This window comes from Streptomyces sp. NPDC058279, assembly GCF_042881255.1.
Lineage (GTDB): Bacteria > Actinomycetota > Actinomycetes > Streptomycetales > Streptomycetaceae > Streptomyces.
In genome coordinates this window covers 234,555-254,634 of sequence record NZ_JBHVYA010000005.1, presented here as the reverse complement: position 1 = coordinate 254,634, position 20,080 = coordinate 234,555, and the positions used below count along the sequence as shown (strand labels likewise).

Annotated in this window: 17 protein-coding genes and 1 riboswitch; of the genes, 1 reads left to right on the top strand and 16 read right to left on the bottom strand. The window is 71.8% G+C overall.

All coding sequences use genetic code 11. The features are described 5' to 3' along the window. Positions 1–58: 58 nt before the first annotated feature. Positions 59–1,048, bottom strand: a complete 990-nt coding sequence (locus ACFVXJ_RS13035; protein ID WP_389661777.1) for a LysM peptidoglycan-binding domain-containing M23 family metallopeptidase — start codon at positions 1,046–1,048, stop codon at positions 59–61. 4 nt (positions 1,049–1,052) lie between these two features. Beyond that, a riboswitch (cyclic di-AMP (ydaO/yuaA leader) is annotated at positions 1,053–1,222 on the bottom strand. Positions 1,223–1,580: 358 nt separating this feature from the next. On the opposite strand from ACFVXJ_RS13035, the gene ACFVXJ_RS13030 reads away from it, so the two are divergent. Next, the gene (locus ACFVXJ_RS13030) at positions 1,581–2,387 is read left to right on the top strand and encodes a tyrosine-protein phosphatase (RefSeq protein ID WP_389661776.1); all 807 of its coding nucleotides are present in this window, start codon (positions 1,581–1,583) and stop codon (positions 2,385–2,387) included. A 20-nt stretch (positions 2,388–2,407) separates the two neighbouring features. Here ACFVXJ_RS13030 and ACFVXJ_RS13025 read toward each other — a convergent pair whose 3' ends face one another. The 15 genes from ACFVXJ_RS13025 to ACFVXJ_RS12955 form a co-directional block, all read right to left on the bottom strand. After that, a complete protein-coding gene (locus ACFVXJ_RS13025; protein ID WP_389661775.1) occupies positions 2,408–3,811 on the bottom strand; it encodes an aspartate aminotransferase family protein in 1,404 nt (467 codons plus the stop codon). Then, a complete protein-coding gene (hpnH, locus tag ACFVXJ_RS13020) occupies positions 3,808–4,839 on the bottom strand; it encodes an adenosyl-hopene transferase HpnH (RefSeq protein ID WP_389661774.1) in 1,032 nt (343 codons plus the stop codon). Before hpnH ends, ACFVXJ_RS13025 begins: the two co-directional genes overlap by 4 nt. A gap of 5 nt (positions 4,840–4,844) precedes the next feature. Continuing rightward, entirely contained in the window at positions 4,845–5,492 is a 648-nt protein-coding gene (locus tag ACFVXJ_RS13015; RefSeq protein WP_389661773.1) for a 1-hydroxy-2-methyl-2-butenyl 4-diphosphate reductase, read from the bottom strand. Beyond that, complete coding sequence (gene shc, locus ACFVXJ_RS13010; RefSeq protein ID WP_389661772.1) at positions 5,492–7,702, bottom strand: squalene--hopene cyclase; 2,211 nt, start codon at positions 7,700–7,702, stop codon at positions 5,492–5,494. Before shc ends, ACFVXJ_RS13015 begins: the two co-directional genes overlap by 1 nt. 130 nt (positions 7,703–7,832) lie before the next feature. Further along, positions 7,833–8,927, bottom strand: coding sequence for a polyprenyl synthetase family protein (locus tag ACFVXJ_RS13005; RefSeq protein WP_389661771.1), 1,095 nt, complete (start codon positions 8,925–8,927; stop codon positions 7,833–7,835). A 68-nt stretch (positions 8,928–8,995) separates the two neighbouring features. Next, on the bottom strand, positions 8,996–10,369 hold the full coding sequence (gene hpnE / locus ACFVXJ_RS13000) for a hydroxysqualene dehydroxylase HpnE (RefSeq protein ID WP_389661770.1): 1,374 nt from the start codon (positions 10,367–10,369) through the stop codon (positions 8,996–8,998). A 61-nt stretch (positions 10,370–10,430) separates the two neighbouring features. Further along, a complete protein-coding gene (gene hpnD / locus ACFVXJ_RS12995) occupies positions 10,431–11,408 on the bottom strand; it encodes a presqualene diphosphate synthase HpnD (RefSeq protein WP_389661769.1) in 978 nt (325 codons plus the stop codon). Next, entirely contained in the window at positions 11,405–12,352 is a 948-nt protein-coding gene (hpnC, locus tag ACFVXJ_RS12990; protein WP_389661768.1) for a squalene synthase HpnC, read from the bottom strand. The genes hpnD and hpnC overlap by 4 nt, the downstream gene beginning before the upstream one ends. A 341-nt stretch (positions 12,353–12,693) precedes the next feature. Beyond that, positions 12,694–13,476, bottom strand: coding sequence for an ABC transporter ATP-binding protein (locus ACFVXJ_RS12985; RefSeq protein WP_389661767.1), 783 nt, complete (start codon positions 13,474–13,476; stop codon positions 12,694–12,696). Beyond that, positions 13,469–14,398, bottom strand: coding sequence for an ABC transporter permease (locus ACFVXJ_RS12980; protein WP_389661766.1), 930 nt, complete (start codon positions 14,396–14,398; stop codon positions 13,469–13,471). Before ACFVXJ_RS12980 ends, ACFVXJ_RS12985 begins: the two co-directional genes overlap by 8 nt. 98 nt (positions 14,399–14,496) lie before the next feature. Continuing rightward, positions 14,497–15,378, bottom strand: coding sequence for a glycosyltransferase family 2 protein (locus ACFVXJ_RS12975; protein WP_389661912.1), 882 nt, complete (start codon positions 15,376–15,378; stop codon positions 14,497–14,499). An 8-nt stretch (positions 15,379–15,386) separates the two neighbouring features. Continuing rightward, positions 15,387–16,166, bottom strand: a complete 780-nt coding sequence (locus ACFVXJ_RS12970; protein ID WP_389661765.1) for a CDP-alcohol phosphatidyltransferase family protein — start codon at positions 16,164–16,166, stop codon at positions 15,387–15,389. Then, on the bottom strand, positions 16,144–17,205 hold the full coding sequence (locus tag ACFVXJ_RS12965; protein ID WP_389661764.1) for an iron-containing alcohol dehydrogenase family protein: 1,062 nt from the start codon (positions 17,203–17,205) through the stop codon (positions 16,144–16,146). The genes ACFVXJ_RS12970 and ACFVXJ_RS12965 overlap by 23 nt, the downstream gene beginning before the upstream one ends. Beyond that, entirely contained in the window at positions 17,193–17,945 is a 753-nt protein-coding gene (locus tag ACFVXJ_RS12960; RefSeq protein ID WP_389661763.1) for a sugar phosphate nucleotidyltransferase, read from the bottom strand. The genes ACFVXJ_RS12965 and ACFVXJ_RS12960 overlap by 13 nt, the downstream gene beginning before the upstream one ends. Then, a complete protein-coding gene (locus ACFVXJ_RS12955) occupies positions 17,942–19,723 on the bottom strand; it encodes a DUF5941 domain-containing protein (RefSeq protein WP_389661911.1) in 1,782 nt (593 codons plus the stop codon). Before ACFVXJ_RS12955 ends, ACFVXJ_RS12960 begins: the two co-directional genes overlap by 4 nt. Positions 19,724–20,080 lie beyond the last annotated feature (357 nt).

Genomic DNA, 20,080 nt, shown 5'->3' with positions numbered 1-20,080 from the left:
GCCGGCACCACCTCGGGGGTGCCGGCCTCACGCGTCCACGGGCGCCCGCCCTGGCCCGTCAGACGTTGACGCCCTTGGAGCGCAGGTACGCCAGCGGGTCGATGTCGGAGCCGTACGCCGGGCCGGTGCGGACCTCGAAGTGGAGGTGCGGGCCGGTCACGTTGCCGGTGGCGCCGGAGAGTCCGATGCGCTGTCCGGCGGTGACGCTCTGGCCGACCGAGACGGAGATCTGCGAGAGGTGGCCGTACTGGGAGTACTTGCCGTCGGCGTGCCGGATCACTACCTCGTTGCCGTACGCGCCGCCCCAGCCGGCCGTGACGACGGTGCCGGCGCCGACGGCCTTGACGGTGGTGCCGGTGCTCGCGATGAAGTCGACGCCGGTGTGGTAACCGGAAGACCACATGCTGCCCGCCTGCTTGTACGGGGTGGAGGTCCCGCCGTCGACCGGGGCGACGAATCCGGACGCCGAGACCGTGCCGGCGGCGGAGCCGGAGCCCTGCGCGGACGGCGCGGCCTGCGGCGCCTCGGCGGAACCGCTGCCGGAGCCGGGCTCGGAGGGTGCCTGAGCCGTGGTGGAGGAGTCGTCCGAGGAGGCCGGGGCCGAAGCCGCGCCGGAGTCCCGGGAGGCCGTCTCGGCGGAGGCGTGGTCGCCGTGCGCGTCGTGGTCCGCGCGGGCGCCGAGGGTCAGCTTCAGGCCCGGGTGGATGAGGGAGGGATTCGCGCCGACGGCCTCGCGGTTGTCGGCGTACAGCCGCTCCCAGCCGCCGGAGAGATGGCGTTCGGCGGCGATCTTCGAAAGGTAGTCGCCGGGGACGACGGTGTAGACGCCGGGGGCGGTCGCCGGGGCCGCGACGGGCGCGGCCTGCTGGGAAACCGGGAGCAGCGGGGCCTGGACGGGCGGTGCGGCGGGGGCGGCGGCCGGGGCGGCGTGGGCGCCGGCGGCACCCATCAGCGGGAGCGCCAGGGCGGCGCCACCGGTGCCGGCGGCGGCCAGTCCGCGGGACATGGCACGGGACTTCGGGCGGCGGTGCTTGCCGTGTGCGGGCATGACGAATTCCTCTCCGTCGCCTGCGAGGTGAGCTGTCGGGTTCGGACTGGAGATGTCCGGCCGTACGCAGCGGTGTACGACTTCACCCCGAGCCGTTCCGGCGGGAAGATCCGGAACAGCGGCTTACCTGGTTCCCCCGCTCCTGCCGCGCGCGTGAATAGTCGGGTGCGGTTCCCGGGCGGCGGCAGGATTCGGCGGTCCACCCGGATCGATCGCGAAGGTAATCGAGTGGGGGCACACACAACAAGCCATGAATTCCCTGACGGAATAGCAGATTTGAGAAGGCCACTGAATTCCCGTCACCCTCCGTCCATTCCGGCCCCGCAACAACCGCCCGGACAAGGGAATTCGGGTTTCGCGATCAGGCACGCTCGGTCACCGTATGATCTGGCTCACGGGATCCGGCGCGATCTCGCCCCCGGATACGGCAAGTTGTTCTCAACCGACCTAATTCGGACAGCGTGGCGTCGGCCCGACGGTCGCGGCCGCCACCCGGCCGCGACGGCCCATGACGATGCGGAGGACCCGACTCGTGACCCAGCAGATAGCCGCCGACCCACCCACCGGGCCCGAACTGTCCGGAGTGCGCAATTTCCGTGACGTGGGCGGACTGCCGACCACCGACGGACGAAGGGTCAGGTCGGGACTTCTCTTCCGAAGCGGACATCTGGCGCATGCCACCGAAAACGATGTGGAATTCCTGTCCTCGCTCGGCCTCCACACCGTTTTCGACTTCCGGAACGGGGCCGACCACGCGCTGGAAGGACCGGACGTCGATCTGCCTGGCGTCCGGAACGTGAACATCCCGCTGACGGATCCGGCGGACGGCCGGGAATTCTGGACCATGGTCCGGGACGGCGACCTGGGTCAGCTCCGGGGGCTCCTGGGCGAGGGCAGGGCCGCCGCCCGGATGCGGACCTCGTACCGGGCGATCATCAGGGGCCGGACGGCCGAGCACAGCCGGGTCGTACACGCGCTCGCCGAGGACAGCGTGCCCGCCCTGATGCACTGCGCGGCCGGCAAGGACCGGGCGGGACTGTCGATCGCCGTCACGCTCCTCGCCCTCGGCGTCGAGCGCGAGGCGATCGTGGCGGACTACCTGGAGTCGAACGCCCCGCACAACCGCTACCGGGTGCGCCGCGGCGACGACTCCGCCGACGCGCGCTCCCCCGAGGTGATGGAGCTGTTGGCTCCGCTCTTCGACGCCCGCGCCGAGTTCGTGACCGCGGCCTTCGAGACGATCGACGAGACCTGGGGCGGGGTGGAGCCCTACCTGGCCGAGGGACTCGGACTCACGCCCGCGACCCTCGGCCGGCTCAGGGACCGGCTCCTCGACTGACGCGACTGCCGGGCGGGCCGTCAGCGGTTGCCGACGGCCTGCTTCACCAGCGTCCTGCCGAAGTCCCACATCAGGGCGCCACCGCCGTGCGCCTCGTCCATGACCTCGCGGAAGGCGCCGACGAACCGGTCCACGTCCTGCTCGTCGATGATCAGCGGCGGGATCAGTTTGATGACCTCCAGGTGGTCCCCGGAGACCTGGGTGAGGATCCGGTGCTTCTGGAGCAGCGGCACCACGACCATCTGCGCGAAGAGCCCCTTGCGGGCCGCCTGGAGCATCGTCCAACGGCTGCGCAGCCCGAGCGAGGACGGCCGGCCGAACTCGATGCCGATCATCAGCCCGCGGCCGCGCACCTCGTGCAGCAGCTCGTACTCGTCCACCAGCGCCGCGAGCCGGCCGCGCAGCAGGTCGCCCGTCGCCCGGGCACGGGCCACGATCCCCTCGTCCTCCATGACGCTGAGCACGGCCAGCCCCGCCGCCATCGCCTGGGCGTTGGATCCGAAGCTGGCGGAGTGCACCAGCACCCGGTCCATGGAGGAGTAGACCTTCTTGAAGATCCAATCCTTGCCGAGGGTCGCCCCGACCGGTACGTAGCCCCCGGAGAGGGCCTTGGCCACGCACACCAGGTCAGGTTCCACTCCCGGTTCGTTCTGGTACGCGTAGAAATCACCGGTACGTCCGAGGCCGGTCTGCACCTCGTCGGCGATCAGCAACGCCTTGTGGCGGCGCAACAGGTCCTGCGCGGCGAGCAGGAAACCGGGTGGGGGCGCGAGGACCCCCTTGCCCTGGACTGGTTCCACGACAAACGCGGCCACGTCGCCGCGTTTCAGTTCCCGCTCCAGCGCGGCCAGGTCGCCGAGCGCGATCTTCGTGTCGGGGAGGAGGGGCGCGAAGCCGTCGCGGAAGCCGCCCTCCCCGTTGACCGAGAGGGAGCCGGTGGTCAGGCCGTGGAAGGCGTGGTCGCAGTAGAGGACCCTGGGGCGTCCGGTGGCGTACCGGGCGAACTTGAGGGCCGTCTCCACCGCTTCCGTGCCGCTGTTGCCGAAGAAGACCCGGTCCAGGTGGGGGCTGTGGGAGAGCAGCTTCTCGGCGAGCAGGCCGGGCAGGGGCTGGCAGTCGAAGCGCGTGAGGTCGGCGAGCTGGGCGTCCAGGACGTCGTGCAGCGCCCGGCGGACCACCGGGTGGTGCCGGCCGAGGCCCATCACGCCGAACCCGGCGAGCATGTCGAGGTAGTCGTTGCCCTCGGCGTCCCAGAAGTGGGCGCCTTCGGCCCGCTCGTAGACCTTGTCGAAGCCGATGGTGCGCAGCATCCGGGGCAGCTGGTGGTTGAGGTGCCGGGCGTGCAGCTCGTACCGCTCGGCACCGCGTTCCGCGAGCAGGGCCCCGAGGTCGAAGCCCTTGCCCCCGCCGGTCGCGGACGTCATGCCGACGTGCCGCGGTTGCCGCCGATCGTCTCCCTGGCCGCGCGCAGGGACTCCTTGAGGGAGCCCATCGTGGCGAGGACGGCGGTCGGCTCGTACCCGCAGTGCGCCATGCAGTTCGCGCAGCGGGGGTCCTTTCCGCGACCGTACTTGCTCCAGTCGGTGTCGTTGATCAGTTCCCGGTACGTCGGGACGTATCCGTCGCTCATCAGGTAGCAGGGGCGCTGCCAGCCGAAGAGCGAGTAATTCGGAATGGCCCAGGCGGTGCAGGGGAAATCGGCCTTGCCTTCCAGGAAGTCCAGGAAGAGCGGCGAGTGGTTGAGCCGCCAGCGCCGCCGGTTGCCGCCTGCGAATGCCTTCTTGAAGAGTTCCCTGGTCTGTTCGACGCCCAGGAAGTGTTCCTGGTCGGGGGCCTTTTCGTAGGCGTAGGCGGGCGAGATCATCATTTCGTCGACCTTGAGGTCGTCGTTGAGGTAGTTCAACACCTCGATGATCGTCTGCGGGGTGTCGGTGTTGAAGAAGGTGGAGTTCGTGGTGACCCGGAAGCCACGCCTCTTGGCCTCCTTCATGGCGGCCACCGCCTCGTCGAAGACGCCTTCCTTGGCCACGGACTCGTCGTGCCGCTCACGCAGCCCGTCGATGTGCACCGCGAAGGCGAAGTACGGGGAGGGGGTGAAGTTCTCGATCTTCTTGCGGAGCAGCATCGCGTTGGTGCAGAGGAAGACGTACTTCCTGCGGGCCACCAACTGGCGCACGATCTCATGGATCTGGGGGTGCATCAGGGGCTCGCCACCGGCGATGGACACCATGGGAGCCCCGGACTCCAGCACGGCGCCGACGGCCTGGGCGACGGGCATGCGCTGCTTGAGCACCCCCGCCGGGTGCTGGATCTTCCCACAGCCCTCGCAGGCCAGGTTGCAGGCGTAGAGCGGTTCGAGCTCGACGATCAGCGGGAACTTCTCCCGCTTGCGGAGCTTCTGTTCGAGAAGATAGGTCCCGACCCTGATGGACTGTCGCAACGGCATGGCCATCTGGCTCACCTCCTGGGGAGCGGCAAAGAACGGTGCCAGTCATAAAACGCGGGCAGTACGGCACGCAATACGCGGAAGGCCGATATTCCTCCGCGAACCGTGCCGATTCGGACGAGCTCATGCTCCGGAGCGTCCACGATCACCCGGACGGCCGCAACCGGACGGCTCGCGCCGCTGGTGGCGGTCCACAGGGTGGCCGCGGATTCCATGTCGACGGCGATGGCGCCGGTGGCGCGCAGCCGGGCGCGCTCCTGGCCCCGTACGACGTGGTCGGATCCGGTCAGTGCACCGGTGTGCACGGTCCGGCCGGGAAGGGCCCGGGCCAGTGCCTCGGCGAGCAGGGGGGCGCCGGCGCAGACGACGGTGCCGCGGGGGTCCCGGGTCTCCTCGGCGACGACCAGGTCGCCCGGATTCATGCCGGGGGCGAGGCCGGCGCAGAAGCCGGTGGCGAGGACGGCGGCGCCGGCCATGTCGGTCGGGGCGAGTGCCCGGGAGACGGCGCGGTCGGCGGCGCGCGGGCCCATGCCGGTGCGCAGGACGGCGTACGCGCGCGGCGAGCCGCGGTCGCCGCCGCTGCGCAGGGCGAGCCGTTCGATGCGCAGGGCGCAGGCGATCAGCAGCGGTACGGCGCCGGGGTCGGCGCGGTCGCCCATCACGCCTCCTCGGCCAGGATCGCCGTGGCCTCGCGCACGGGGTCCGCCACGGCCTCGCCCGCGGATGTCGCCGCGGTCTCGTGCGCGGGGACCTCGTGCGCGGGCCTGACCGGGGTCTCGTTCGTGTGCCGCACTGTCGCCTGACCGGCGGGCACCGTGGCCTGACCGGCGGGCACGGTGGCCTGTCCGGTGAGCCGCACCGCGCTCTGCCGGGCGGGGCGCACGGTGGCCCCGGCCAGGGGCCGCGTCCTGCCGTCGGGGCCGAACGGTTCCCCGTACAGGTAGCGGCCGAGCGCGGTCAGCGGGAACACCTGCCGGTACAGGTGGTAGTTGATGGAGAAGTCCCAGGGAAAGCCGGTGCCGGTGAAGTACGGCTCGTCCCAGGAGCCGTCCTCGCGCTGGGTGTGCACGAGGTGGGCGATGCCGCGTTCCACGGCCTTGCCCTCGCGTTCACCGGCCGACAGCAGGGCCATGAGCGCCCAGGCGGTCTGGGAGGGCGTGGACGCGCCCTTCCCCGCCCAGGCCGGGTCCTTGTAGGACCGCTGGTCCTCCCCCCACCCCCCGTCCTCGTTCTGTACGGACTCCAACCAGGCCACGGCGCGTCGGATCGCGGGGTGCCCGGTCGGCAGCCCCGCGGCGGTGAGGGCCGGGACCACCGAGCCGGTGCCGTAGACGTAGTTGGTGCCCCAGCGGCCGAACCAGGCGCCACCGGGCTCCTGTTCGGCCAGCAGCCAGTCGATGCCGCGCCGGGTCCGGGGGTCGCCCGCCTTGCCCTCGACGGCCAGCATCTCGACGACGTGGGCGGTGACGTCGGCCGAGGGAGGGTCGATGACCTCGCCGAAGTCGCAGAAGGGCAGCCGGTTGGGGAACGGGCTGGTGTTGTCGGCGTCGAAGGCGCCCCAGGCGCCGTTCCTCGACTGCATGCCGAGGTTCCAGGACACCCCGCGGGCGATGGCGGCCTCGACCCTCCCCGGTTCGGGGTGGGCGATCCGGCGCAGGGCCAGGACCACCTCGGCGGTGTCGTCGATGTCGGGGTAGGTGTCGTTGTGGAACTCGAACGCCCAGCCGCCGGGGGCGAGTCCGGGACGTCGCACGGCCCAGTCGCCGCTCCGGGTGATCTCCTCCCCGAGCATCCAGTCCGCGGCCTTGAGGAGCGCCGGGTGGTCGGTCGGGACTCCCGCGTCGGCCAGGGCGATGGCGGCGAGGCAGGTGTCCCAGACCGGCGACTGGCACGCCTCGATCATCCGGGAGCCGTCCTCGCGCCAGACGGCGAACCGGTCGAGGGATTCCAGACCGGCCCGCATCACGGGGTGGCCGAGGTCGTACCCGAGCAGGTGCAGCGCGATGACGGAGTAGACGGCCGGCGGCTGGATCCCGCCCCAACAGCCGTCGTTCTCCTGGCGCTCGATGATCCAACGGGCGGCGGTGTCCATGGCGGCCTTGCGCAGCCGGCGCGGGGCGAAGCGCCGGTAGAGGTGCAGGGCCTTGTCCATGCGCTGGAAGACCCCGTCCCAACTCGTCACCGCGGCGAGGGGTTTGACCGGATTCGGGTGGCGCGCGTCGGTGTGCAGCTCGTCCAGCGCGAACGGCGCCGGACGGACCGGGCGCAGGGCGGAGACCACGGTGAGCGGGACGATGGTCTGGCGGGCCCAGCAGCCGAAGTCGTAGATGTTGAGGGGCACCCAGCGGGGCAGGAAGATCAGTTCGGGCGGGAGTTCGGGCAGGTGCTCCCACTTCCACCAGCCGAACAGGGCCAGCCAGATCCGGGTGAAGACCCGGGCCGCGGCGATCCCCCCGTGGGCCCGGACCCAGGCCGAGGCGCGCGCCATGTGCGGGGCGTCGGGCGGGTCCCCGGCCAGCCGCAGCGCCACGTACGCCTCGACGGTGGCGGAGAGTTCGGGCGGTCCGCCGTGGAAGGTGGCCCAGGTGCCGTCCTCGCGTTGCCCACCCCGGATGAATTGGGCGGCGGCCCGCGTGGTGGCCTCGTCCCGGATGCCGAGGAACTGCCGCAGCAGCAGGTCCTCGGCGTCCATGGTGACGTTGGTCTCCAGGTCGCCCTTCCACCAGCCGGCCGGGTCCTGCGAGTCGAGCAGGTGGCGGGTGGCGCGCTCGGTGGCGTCCCGGACCCCGGGCAACGGGCCCGGGGTGGCGGCCGGCTCGCGCGCGGGCCCCGCGCCCGGGGTTCCGCCGCCGTCGGTCGTCGCTGTCATGGCTTCCCCTTCGTGCAGTGGTCTCTGCTGTGCTGGGGTCTGCCGTCGGCCGGTGCACGCCTAGGCGGTGCCGAGTGGGTGGGCGGCGCCGGCCGGCGACTCATGATTCATATCCGCGCCCGGACGATAATCACCTCTTGCGCACGACGACGAAGTCGGCGAGGGCGACGAGTTGGTCGCGCACCCGCTGCGGCATGTCGACGTCGTCGAGCGCGCGGATCGCCACCGTGTGCTGGCGGCGGGCCTCGTCGGCGGTCCACTGGCGTCCGCCGGCCTCCTCGATGAGGGCGGCTCGGGCGGCGAACTCCGCTTCCGAGAAGTTCTCGAAGTCGTTGCTCTTGGCGTCGGCGGCCAGCAGCCGGGCCAGTTCCTCGCAGGCGGGTCCGCCCGCCGCGAGGGCGGCGACGACCGGCAGGGACTTCTTGCGCTGGCGCAGGTCGCTCCAGGTCTGCTTGCCGGTGGCCTCCGGGTCGCCCCAGATGCCGAGGAGGTCGTCGACGGCCTGGAAGGCGAGGCCGAGGTGGTACCCGTACTCCTCCAGCTTGTCGGCGGTCCGGTCGTCCGCGCCGCCGAGGACGGCGCCGATGGAGACCGCGCAGGCGAGCAGGGCGCCGGTCTTGTTGCCCTCCATCTCCAGGCACTCCTCGACGCTGACGCGCTCGCGGTGCTCGTAGGAGATGTCCTGCGCCTGCCCGTCGATGAGCTTGCGGGTGGCGGTGGTCAGTCGGCGCGCCGCACGGCCCGCCTCGACGGTGCCCAATTCCAGCAGGACCTCGTTGGCGAGGGCGAAGAGCGCGTCGCCGACGAGGATGGCCTGCGCCGGACCGTGCACCTTCCACACCGTGTCGCGGTGGCGGCGCTGCTCGTCGCCGTCCATCAGGTCGTCGTGCAGCAGGGAGAAGTTGTGGACGAGTTCGACGGCGACGGCGCCCGGGACGCCGACCTCGGCCGGGACGCCCGCGGCTTCGGCGGAGAGCAGCGCGAGGGCGGGGCGCACGGCCTTGCCCTGGTCGCCGTCGGCGGGGTTGCCCTGCGCGTCGATCCAGCCGAAGTGGTAGGCGGCGACGGTGTCCATGGGCGCCGCGAGCCGGTCCACGGCGGCGCGGAGCACGGGGGTGGACAGCGTGCGGCCGCGTTCCAGGAGGGCGAGCGTGTCCGCTGCCTCTCCACCGGCCGCGCCCACACTGGCGCCGGTGTTCTCGACAGCCGGATTCCCCGGGTTCACTGGCTCTCCTCTGGTTCCTGTACGTGCTGCTGAGCGTGGAGCGGGTGTGCCGCTGGTGCTGGTGGTGGTCATGCCGCCTCTTGCAGGGGGTGTTCGCGGTGGCGGCCGAGCGCGGCGAGTGCGGCGTGTGCCGCGCCCAGTCCGCTGCGGACGGCGCTCTCCATGGTCGCGGGCCAACCGGTGGCGGTCCACGCACCGGCGAGAAACAGCCCCGGCGTGTCGGTCCGGAAGCCGGGGCGCAGCCGGCCGACGCCGGGGGTGGGGGCGAAGGTGGCGGTGCGTTCGCGGGTGACGAAGAAGTCCTTCACCTTGGCGCCGCGTGCGGCCGGCAGCAGCCGTTCCAGTTCGGGGAGGTACTTGGTCCGCAGGACGGAGACGGGCTCGTCGATGTCCTGTTGGGCGACGGACTGGGACAGGGCCAGGTACTGGCCGCCGTCGGTGAGTCCGGAGGCGTCGGTGCGGTCGAAGACCCACTGGACCGGGGAGCCGAGCGCGGCGAAGAAGGGCCGCTTGAGCACCTTGCGGTCGTAGACGACGTGGACGTTGAGGATGGGGGCGGTGCCGATGTCGAGGAGCTTGTCGGGGTCGGCCAGGGCGCCGGGCGGCAGCAGGCCGTGGGCCTCGCGCTGCGGGACGGCGAGGACGACCGTGGCGGCGTCCAGGGTCTCGGTCTCGGTGTCCACCCGCCAGTTCCCGTCCTCGGAGCGGGTGATGTCGGTGACCCGGGCGCGCAGTTCGGTGCGGACTCCGGCGGCGTCGAGTTCCTTGCGGGCGAGGGTGTCGTGGAGTTCGCCCAGCGGGACCTTGGCCCAACCGATGTCGGCGGCGCCGTTCTCCGAGAGCAGGCCGGTCTTGAAGACCATGGCGGCCAGGCCCAGCGAGGACTGGTCGGCGGTGGCGTTGAGGGTGGCGATGCCGACGAGGTCCCACAACGCCTCGATGGCGCGCGGGGACTGGCCGTAGCGGCCCAGCCAGGTCGCGAAGTCCAGGCCGTCCAGCGCCGGGTCGGCGGGGTCGAGGCGGCGCAGCGCGAGGGCGGCGCGCCCGACGGACGCCCGTTCGGCGAGGGACAGGTGCGGGTAGCGCGCCAGGGAGGAGGCCAGGTGCAGGGGTACGGGCAGGGCGCTGCGGCGCAGTCGGCCCAGGCGCGGGCCTCCGGGGTGGGCGACGTCGAGCACGGGGACGTCGAGTCGCTCCTGCAACGGCGCGAGGGCGGCGCCGCCGACCCGGTCGAGGAACCAGCGGTAGGCGGTGCAGCAGCGGAGGTAGACGTGCTGGCCGTTGTCGACGGTGAGGTCGCCGCGTTTGAAGGAGAAGGCGAGGCCGCCGAGGCGGGGCCGGCTCTCCAGGAGGGTCACCCGCAGTCCGGCGTCGGCGAGTTCGAGGGCGGCGGTGACCCCGGCGAGGCCACCGCCGATGACCACCGCGTGGTTCGAGGTCATGCGCGCTCCCTTGTCGCCCCGAGGGACGCGGGGGCGTCGCAGGGGGTTGCTCCGGCGGCCATCAGCTCCGCCTCCTGGTGCTCTGGCGGGAGATGGTCCGCGCGTCGAGGCCGGAGAGGCCGCGGACCGCGACGTACGCCTTCTCGTGGGTCGGCAGCGAGACGCGTCCGCGCAGGACGGCCTCGGGTTCGCGTTCGATGCGGTCCAGGAGGCGCCGGTAGATGCCGGCCATGGCGGCGACACAGGCGCCGCTGCGCCGGTCGAGCATGGGCAGCAGCCGGTACCCCTCGACGAACAGTGCGCGGGCGCGGCGGACTTCGTGGTGGACGAGTCCGGCGAAGTCGGCGCCGGCGGGCGCCCGGTCGGCGTGGAAACCGTCGGCGCAGCCGAACTTGGCGAGGTCCTCGGCGGGCAGATAGGTGCGTCCGTTGCCGGCGTCCTCGCGAACGTCGCGGAGGATGTTGGTGAGTTGCAGCGCGAGGCCGAGGGTGTCGGCGTACTCGGGGGCGCGGGCCGCGTCGGCGGCGCCGGGGGCCGTGCCGAACACGCCGAGGGAGAGCCGTCCGATGGCGCCGGCCACGCAGCGGCAATAGACCTTGAGGTCGTCCCAGGTCTCGTAGGTCTGGCCGCGGACGTCCATCAGGACCCCGTCGATGAGTTCGTCGAGGCCGCCGAGGGGGATCGGGAAGCGGCGGGCGGCGTGGGCGAGGGCGACGGCGACCGGGTCGGTGTCGTCCTCGTCGATCTCCTCGGCGCGGATCCGCCCGAGCAGGCCGCGGGTCTCCTCCAGCCGGGCGAGCTTGGCGTCGGCGGGCAGCGTGCCGTCGCCGATGTCGTCGACGCGGCGGGAGAAGGCGTACAGCGCGGACATCGCCTGCCGCTTGTCCGTGGGCAGCAGGCGGATGCCGTACGCGAAGTTGCGCGCCTGGGCGCCGGTGACGGCCTCGCAGTAGCTGTAGGCCGCGGAAATCGGTGCGGACAGCACGGTCGGTGTGGACGGTGCGGACGCGTGTGTGGGGCCCTCCACGTTCGGGCTCACCCCTTTCTCGGCGCTGTGCGCAGGACGGCGGCCACCTCGCGGAGCAGGCCGCTCCTGGTGGGCTTGGGCGGGCCGGGGGCCACGTCGAAGCCGGCGGCCGCGATGGCGTTCAGGGCGGCACGCCCCCCTCCCACGAAACCCGCGAGCAGCAGCCGGAGCCTGCCGCGCACGCTGCCGACGAGCGGGGCGCCCTCGTCCAGCAGCGCGCGGGCGCGTTCGGTTTCGAATGCGATCAGGGAGCGCACGGACGCTCCGGCGGTGGGCGCTTTGAGGTCGGTCTCATCGACGTGGAAGCGGCGCATGTCCCGGCCGGGGAGGTAGATCCGGTCGCGGCCGAGGTCTTCGGTGACGTCCTGGAGGTGCTCGGCGATCTGCAGGGCGGTGCAGATCGCGTCGGAGTGGCGGACCCGCTGGGGGGTGCCGGTACCGGTGAGGGAGAGGACGAGCCGGCCGACCGGGTTGGCGGACAGCTCGCAGTACGCGACGAGGTCCTCGTAGGTGTCGTAGCGCGAGATCCGCTGGTCCTGGCGGTTGGCCTCGATGAGGCCGAGGAAGGGTTCGGGCGTGAGGCCGTGGGCGCGGACCACGGGCCTCAGGTCCTGGAGGAGCGGGTGGCGCGGGGGGCCGTCGGCGGCGCCGAAGACGCGCTTGAGGTCGGTTTCGAAGGCGTCCAGCATGGCGAGCCGGTCGTCGGTGGCGGCCGGGTCGAGACCCAGCAGTACGGCGTCGCGTCCGCCGGGGGCGAGGTCGCCGTCGCCGATGTCGTCGACCAGCCGGGCGTACCCGTAGACCGCCATCAGGCCCGTGCGCCAGGCGCGCGGGAGGAAGGCGGGGGCGACGGGGAAGTTCTCCGTCCGGGCCTTGCCGAGGGTGGCGCGCGCGTGGGCCTCGGAGGCTGTGGGGGCCGTGCGCCGCCCGGGTCGGGTGTCGTGCCCCGGGGTCACCGCCCGCCGCCCGGGGCGGGGACGGCCGCCGTCCCTGTGGGCCGGAGAATTCCCATAGCCATTGCCGTCACATCTCCCGTTCTACACTGCCGACCCAAGTCATCCTATTTCGGACACGCCGCCGGACTTTACCCGGGGGTACCCCCGGCTTTTTCGACTGCGGGGAAACGTCCCCTCTTGGCGCGATTGGAGAACCGGTCCAGCTTACGCTGTACAACGCCGCGAGGGCCTATCGGGTATTCGTCCGAGAGGTAATGTCGAGGACCGGAATACACGCCTCACGCCGAGGCCCCCACCGCGTGGAACGGCAGGGGCCTCAGGCCGTCACACGGGGTGCGCCGTCAGTGGCTGGTGGCCTTCTCGTACGCCGAGACGACTTCCTCGGTGGGCCCGTCCATCAGGAGTTCGCCCTTCTCCAGCCACAGCACCCGGTCACAGGTATCGCGGATGGACTTGTTGTTGTGGCTCACGAGGAAGACCGTGCCGGCCTTCTCGCGCAGCTCGCGGATGCGGGCCTCGGAACGCACCTGGAACTTCCGGTCACCGGTCGCCAACGCCTCGTCGATCATCAGGACGTCGTGGTCCTTGGCGGCGGCGATGGAGAAACGCAGGCGCGCGGCCATGCCGGAGGAGTAGGTGCGCATCGGCAGCGAGATGAAGTCGCCCTTCTCGTTGATGCCCGAGAAGTCGACGATGTCGTCGTAGCGCTCCTGGATCTGCTCGCGCGTCATGCCCATCGCGAGTCCGCCGAGCACCACGTTGCGCTCGCCGGTCAGGTCGTTCATCAGCGCCGCGTTGACGCCCAGCAGCGACGGCTGGCCGTCGGTGTAGACCCGGCCGGACTCGCAGGGCAGCAGGCCCGCGATGGCGCGCAGCAGCGTCGACTTCCCCGAGCCGTTGGAGCCGATGAGGCCGATGGCCTCGCCGCGGTAGGCGGTGAAGGAGACACCGCGTACGGCGTGCACCCGACGGACGCCCGGGGAGTCTCCCTTGCCGCGGCGCATGATCTTGCTGAGCGCCGCGGTGGCGCTGCCCTTGCCGGCGCTGCCGGTGTTGACGCGGTAGACGATGTGGACGTCGTCGGCGATGACGGTGGGGACGGCGCCCCTGTTGTTCTCAGCCACGGCCGTAACGCTCCTCAGCCTTCCAGAAGTACACGAAACCACCCAGGCCGATGACGACGGCCCAGCCCACCGCGAAGGCCCAGACGTGCGGCGGCAGGTGGTGCGGACCGTAGCTGTCGATGAGCGCGAAGCGGATCAGGTCCATGTAGATCGCCGCGGGGTTCCACTGGAGCACGTCCGCGATCCAGTGCGGCCTGCCCTTGAGCATCTCGCCGATCGAGAACATGACGCCCGAGGCGTACATCCACGTGCGGGTGATGAACGGCATGAGCTGCGCGAGGTCGGGGGTCTTGGACCCCATCCGACCGAAGATCAGCGCGAGGCCGGTGTTGAAGACGAACTGCAGTGCCAGCGTCGGGATGACCAGCAGCCAGGACAGCCGAGGGTGGTTCCCGAAGGCGAGCACGACGACGAACACCACGATCATCGAGTACAGCAGCTGCCCGAGCTGCTGCAGCGAGAAGGAGATCGGCAGCGAGGCGCGCGGGAAGTGCAGGGCGCGGACCAGGCCGAGGTTGCCCGGGATCGCCCTGACACCCGCCATCAGCGAGCTCTGGGTGAACGAGAAGACGAAGATGCCGATCACCAGGAACGGGATGTACGCGCCCTTCGGCATGCCGCGTCCCGCGTTCAGGATCAGGCCGAAGATCAGGTAGTACACCAGGGCGTTCAGCAGGGGGGTCGCCACCTGCCAGATCTGGCCGAGCTTCGCCTCGCTGTACTGCGCGACGAGCTTCGCCCGGGAGAAAGCCATGATGAAGTGGCGCCGCCCCCAGAGCTCGCGCACGTACCCGCCCAGGCTGGGCCGGGCGCCGCTGACCGACAGGCCGTACTTCCTGGCGAGCTCGGCGGGGGCGAGACCCGCGTCTTCGGACGGCGGCTTGCTCGTGGCGAGGGCGCCGTCGTGGGTTGTGTCACTCACAAGTTGAAACTTTCCGTCTTCAAGATGCGGCAGAAGGGGGCATCGGACCCTGGGGCGCGGGCCCGGTGATCGGGCCCATGCTCCCAGACCCGAGCTTGTCAGATGACAGGTGGTCGGCCCAGCCGGGTCAACCGCCAGACCGTACGCCACTTCATCGGGCGGCGGCGACCGCAGGGAACGGTCCAGCCCTCCTTGAACCCGCCGAACCAGGCTTTGAGGGCCGGGGCGGAGGGCTTGCGCACGAGGGTGAGGGCCAGCCAGACGCCCAGGTACACCGGCACCAGGGGCGCGGGCAGGTTGCGGCGGGCGAGCCACACCCGGTTACGGGCCACCATACGGTGGTAGACGGCGTGCCGGGAGGGGGCCGTCGTCGGGTGCAGCAGCACCATGTCCGCGCGGTAGTCGATCAGCCACCCGGCGTCGAGCGCCCGCCAGGCCAGGTCGGTCTCCTCGTGGGCGTAGAAGAACTCCCCCGGCAGAACGCCGACCTGCTCGAAGACCTTGGTGCGGACGGCGTTGGCGCCGCCCAGGAAGGTCGTCACCCGGGACGAGCGCAGGGGGTCCGAGGCGCGCAGCCGCGGTACGTGGCGGCGCTGTGTCTCGCCCGTGTCCGGGTCGGCGATCCGGAAGCTGACGATCCCCAGCCGGGGGTCCTCGGCGAACGCCCGCCGGCACAGTTCGGCGGTGTCGGTCCGCTCCAACAGCCCGTCGTCGTCCAGGAAGAGCAGGGCGTCCACGTCTCGGCCGCCGGGGCCGAAAGCCTCGATGCCGACGTTGCGCCCGCCCGGGATGCCGAGGTTCTCGGGCAACTCGACGGTACGGATGCCCGCCGACGGGTCGGCGAGCCCGGGGAGCTCGACCCCTTGGCCGACGACGACGACCTCGATGGGGTCGCCCTCCTGCCGGGCCACGGAGTCGAGGAGCGCCTTGAGCTCGGCGGGCCGGTTGCCCATGGTGATGACGACGGCGCCGAGCCGCATCGGGGCACTCACCGCAGCCTGCTCGACGCGAGGACCGACACCAGGTGCAGCACGGTCTGGAGCAGGGCGATGCCGGCCAGCACCGCGACGCCGAGCCGCGAGTAGAACAGGTCGCCGCGGACCTGGTCCAGCACGGCCAGCAGCAGGATCAGCAGGGACGCCTCGATGCCGAGGACGAGCCGGTGGAACTTCAGCGCGGCGGCGGCCCGGCGGGCCAGGGCCACACCGGAGGAGCGCGGCTCGGCGGCGGCCTCCCGCACCGGCGGGAGACCGCCCTGGTGCCGGGCGACCCCGACCAGGTCGGTCTCGGCCTTGATCAGGATCGCCCCGAGCGCCGCGAGGGTGCCGAGGAAGGCCCACAGCCAGTCGATCCGGCCGCTCCCCCACAGGTCGGCGGCGCGCAGGCCGAAGCCGACCAGGACCGCCGCGTCACAGAGGTAGGCGCCGACCCGGTCCAGGTAGACCCCGGAGAGCGAGAACTGCTGCTTCCAGCGGGCCACCTCCCCGTCGACGCAGTCGAGGAGCAGGTACAGCTGGACGGCGACGACGCCGAGGACGGCGCCCCAGACGCCGGGCACCAGCAGGGCCGGTGCGGCCAGGACGCCGGCGAGGGTCATCACGTAGGTCAGCTGGTTCGGCGTGATCTTGGTGGTGACCAGGACGCGGGTGATGCGCAGGGAGATCTCGCGCATGTAGAGGCGACCGCCCCAGTGCTCGCCACTGCGCCGGTCCTTGACGCCCGCCGGGTGCACGACGGGCCGGAGTTCAGCTACGGATGGTCTTGGCATAGTCGGCGTAAGCGTCCCTGATCTCGGCGGCGGACAGGTTGAGGTGCTCCAGGATGGTGAAGCGTCCCGGGCGGGTCTGGGGGGCGTACTCGACGGCCGCGACGAACTCGTCCTCGCTGAACCCGATCTCCTCGGGCACGGTCGGCAGGCCGTGGCGGCGCAGCACCTCCACGAAGAGCCCGGCCTGTTCCCCGGCCCCCCGCAGGTGCATCGCGAAGGCGGCGCCGATGCCGACCTGCTCGCCGTGGAGCGCGGAGCGGCCGGGGTAGAGCAGGTCGAAGGCGTGGCTGATCTCGTGGCAGGCGCCGGAGGACGGGCGGCTGTCGCCGCTGATCGACATGGCGATGCCGGAGAGCACCAGGGCCTCGGAGAGCACGGTGAGGAACTCGTCGTCGCCGCAGTCCCCGGGGTGGCGCAGCACGGACTCGCCGGCGGTGCGCGCCATGGCGGCGGCGAGGCCGTCGACGGCCTCGCCGGTGATCCGGTGCGACAGCTCCCAGTCGGCGATGGCGGAGATGTTGGAGATCACGTCGCCGACGCCGGCGCGGATGAACCGGACGGGCGCCTCCTTGATCACGTCGAGGTCGATGACCATCGCGATCGGGGTGGGCACCCCGTAGGAGCCGCGGCCGTTGTCGTTGTCCAGGATGGACACCGGGGAGCAGATGCCGTCGTGGGAGAGGTTGGTGGCGACGGCCACCATGGGCAGCCCGACCCGCGCCGCGGCGTACTTCGCGACGTCGATGATCTTTCCGCCGCCCAGGCCCACGACGGCGTCGTAGCGGCGACCCTTTATGTCGTCGGCCAGCTTCACCGCGGAATCGATGGTCCCGTCCACGACCGAGTACCAGTCGGCATGCGGCAGGACGGGCTCCAGCTTGGTGCGCAGCGCCACGCCGGAGCCGCCGCTGATCGCGATGGCGAGCTTGCCGGAGGCGGAGATGCGCTGGTCGGCCAGGAGGCCGGCCAGATCGTCCATCGCCCCGCGGCTGATGTCGACGACGACGGGCGAGGGGATCAGCCGCGTCAGTACTGGCATGCGATGGTCCGGCCCTTGGCGAGGTCGTCGTGGTTGTCGATCTCGACCCACCTGACGTCACCGATGGGGGCCACGTCGATGGTGAAACCGTCGTTGACGAGCTGCTGGTAGCCGTCCTCGTAGTAGAGGTCGGGGTCGCGCTCGAAGGTGGTCTTGAGGGCCTCGGCCAGCGCCTCGGCGGCCTCGGGCTCGATGAGGGTGACGCCGATGTACTCGCCCGTCGCCGTGGCCGGGTCCATCAGCTTGGTGATCTTCCGGACGCCCTCGCCGTCGGCCGTGATGACCTTCATCTCCTCGTCGGCCAGGTTCTTGACCGTGTCGAGGGCGAGGATGATCTGCTGCCCCTTGCCGCGGGCGGCCAGCAGGGTCCGCTCGACGGAGACCGGGTGGACGGTGTCGCCGTTGGCGAGGATCACGCCCTGCTTGAGGACGTCACGCGCGCACCACAGGGAGTAGGCGTTGTTCCACTCCTCGGCCTTGTCGTTGTCGATCAGCGTGATCTTGACGCCGTACTTGGCCTCCAGGGCCTCGCGGCGCTCGTACACGGCTTCCTTGCGGTAGCCGACCACGATGGCGACCTCGGTCAGCCCGACCTCGGCGAAGTTGCCCAGGGTCAGGTCGAGGACGGTGAGGCTCTCCTCGTCGCCTTCGGGGCCGACGGGCACGAGGGCCTTGGGCAGGGTGTCGGTGTAGGGACGCAGGCGGCGTCCGGCACCGGCAGCGAGTACAAGGCCGATCATGCTGGTTCTCCTTCGTCGTGTACGGCGGGTGCCCCGGAGGAGACCCAGAAGCGGATGCTCTCCACGAGCACCACGAGTGCCACGGCCACGGCCAGGGCCGTGAGCGCGACGGGGAAGTCCGCGGCGCGCGTCGCCAGCACGGCGGCCAGGACGGCGGTGAGGAGCACCCGGCCTTCGTGACCGCCGGTCGTCCGCACCAGCCAGTGCGGGGGCGCGCCGGTGCCACCGCGGATGCGGTACACCGTGTCGTAGTGATGGTAGGCGACCGCCGCGACCAGTCCGAATGCCGCCGGAAGCGTTCCGGGGACGTCGGCCTTGACGGCGAGGACGAGCACGGTCGTGTACTCGGCGGCCCGGAAGACGGGCGGGACGAGCCAGTCGAGGGCGCCCTTGAGGGGGCGGGCGACGGCCACTCCGGCGAGCACCGTGTAGATGACTGCGGCGATCACGGTCTGGCGGGCGCCGAAGGGCTGGGTCGAGGCCGTCCACAGCAGGGCGACCGCGCCGATCACGGCGGCGACGAGGCCGGCGCCGGGGGCCTTGCGGCCGACGGAGCGGGCCACGAGGTCGGCGAGCGGGCCGGAGTCGGCGAGGTCGGCCAGGGCCCGGGCGGCGCGGTCGGTCCTCTCGGCCCTGCGGGTCAGCGAGCGCAGGACGCGGCCGGCGGTGGTGTAGAGCGCGCCGAACGCGCAGCCGACGAGGAGGGCGTAGAAGACGATCCTGGGGCTGGTCGTGGCGGTCAGCACGGCGATCATCGCCCAGCGCTCACCGATCGGGAGGATGATCATCCGTCGCACCCAGACCGTCCAGCCGACGCTGTCGAGGCGGTCGGAGAGCGCGGCCGTCGGGCTCGTGTTGGCCGCGGCGTCGTGGTTGGCCTCGTTGAAGGCGAAGTCCACGACGTGCCGGCAGGTCATGAGGATCATCGCGCCGAGCGCGAGGGCCCACACGTCGTCGCCGTTGCGGGCGGCGCCCAGCGCCAGGCCCGCGTAGAAGGCGTACTCCTTCGCGCGGTCGAAGGTCGCGTCGAGCCAGGCGCCCATCGTGGAGTACTGGAGCGAGTAGCGGGCGAGCTGCCCGTCGGTGCAGTCCAGGACGAAGGAGACGAGGAGCAGTACCCCGGCGGCGACGTACCCACCGCGGTCTCCCGTGGCGGCGCAGGCCGCCGCTATGAGCGCGGTGATCAGGGAGGCGGTGGTGACCTGGTTCGGGGTCAGGCCGCGGCGCGCGCACCAGCGGGCGATGTAGCGCGAGTACGGGCTGATGAAGAAGGTGGTGAAGAACCCGTCGCGGGACTTGACGGCGGTGCGCAGGCGCACGGCCTCGTCGTCCACGGCGGCGACGGCGGCGACGGCCGTGTCGCGCTCGGTCGCGGTGGCGGGCACGGTGGCGACGAGGGTGCCGAGGTCGGGGCGCTGGACCGGGGTCCCGGCGGCCTCGACGGCGGCCGCGAGGCGGTCCGGGTAGGGGCCCGGGCCGGCGGACGCGAGGGCCGCGGCCGCGTCGAGGGCGGCTCGGGCGCCCGGCTGGACGGCGAAGGCGCCGGTCACGGCGCAGGCGTCGAAGCGCGGGTCGGTGAGCGCGAGGCGCAGCGCGTGCCGGTGGCCGACGAAGTCCCCGTCGACGACGGCGACCCGCTGGTCGGCCGGGACGCCGGCCAGGGCGGTCGCGGCCTCTTCGGGCCCGGCGACGGGGCGGACGTCGAAGCCGAGCGACCGCAGCTCGTCGGCGAGCGGTGATCCGGGGACCGGCAGGCCGGTGAGGATGACGGTCGGCAGACGAACCCACTCCTTGCAGCGAACACGGGACGGCCGCGGCGCGGGGCCGCGGCACGACGGCAGAGGCTATCGGATGAACGGAAGCCGGGGTTCACCAGCCGTTCGGGCCCGTACAAGCCGAATGTCCCGGGCGGTGGCCCGGGCCCCGCCATCATTGACGATCACGCGGAGGGACTACAAACCGCGTGTATGTTCCGTCGCCGGGTGCGTAGTGCCTGTGCCGGTGGGCCGGGTAGTGCCCAGGTGCCCCGCACGGGCCCGCTCGGCCCGCCCGACCCGTTCCGTCCCGCCGCGTATCACGCGTCGGGGGCCGGACATGCGCGGATCGGCGAAGTGGGGACAAGCCGCTTTTGTACG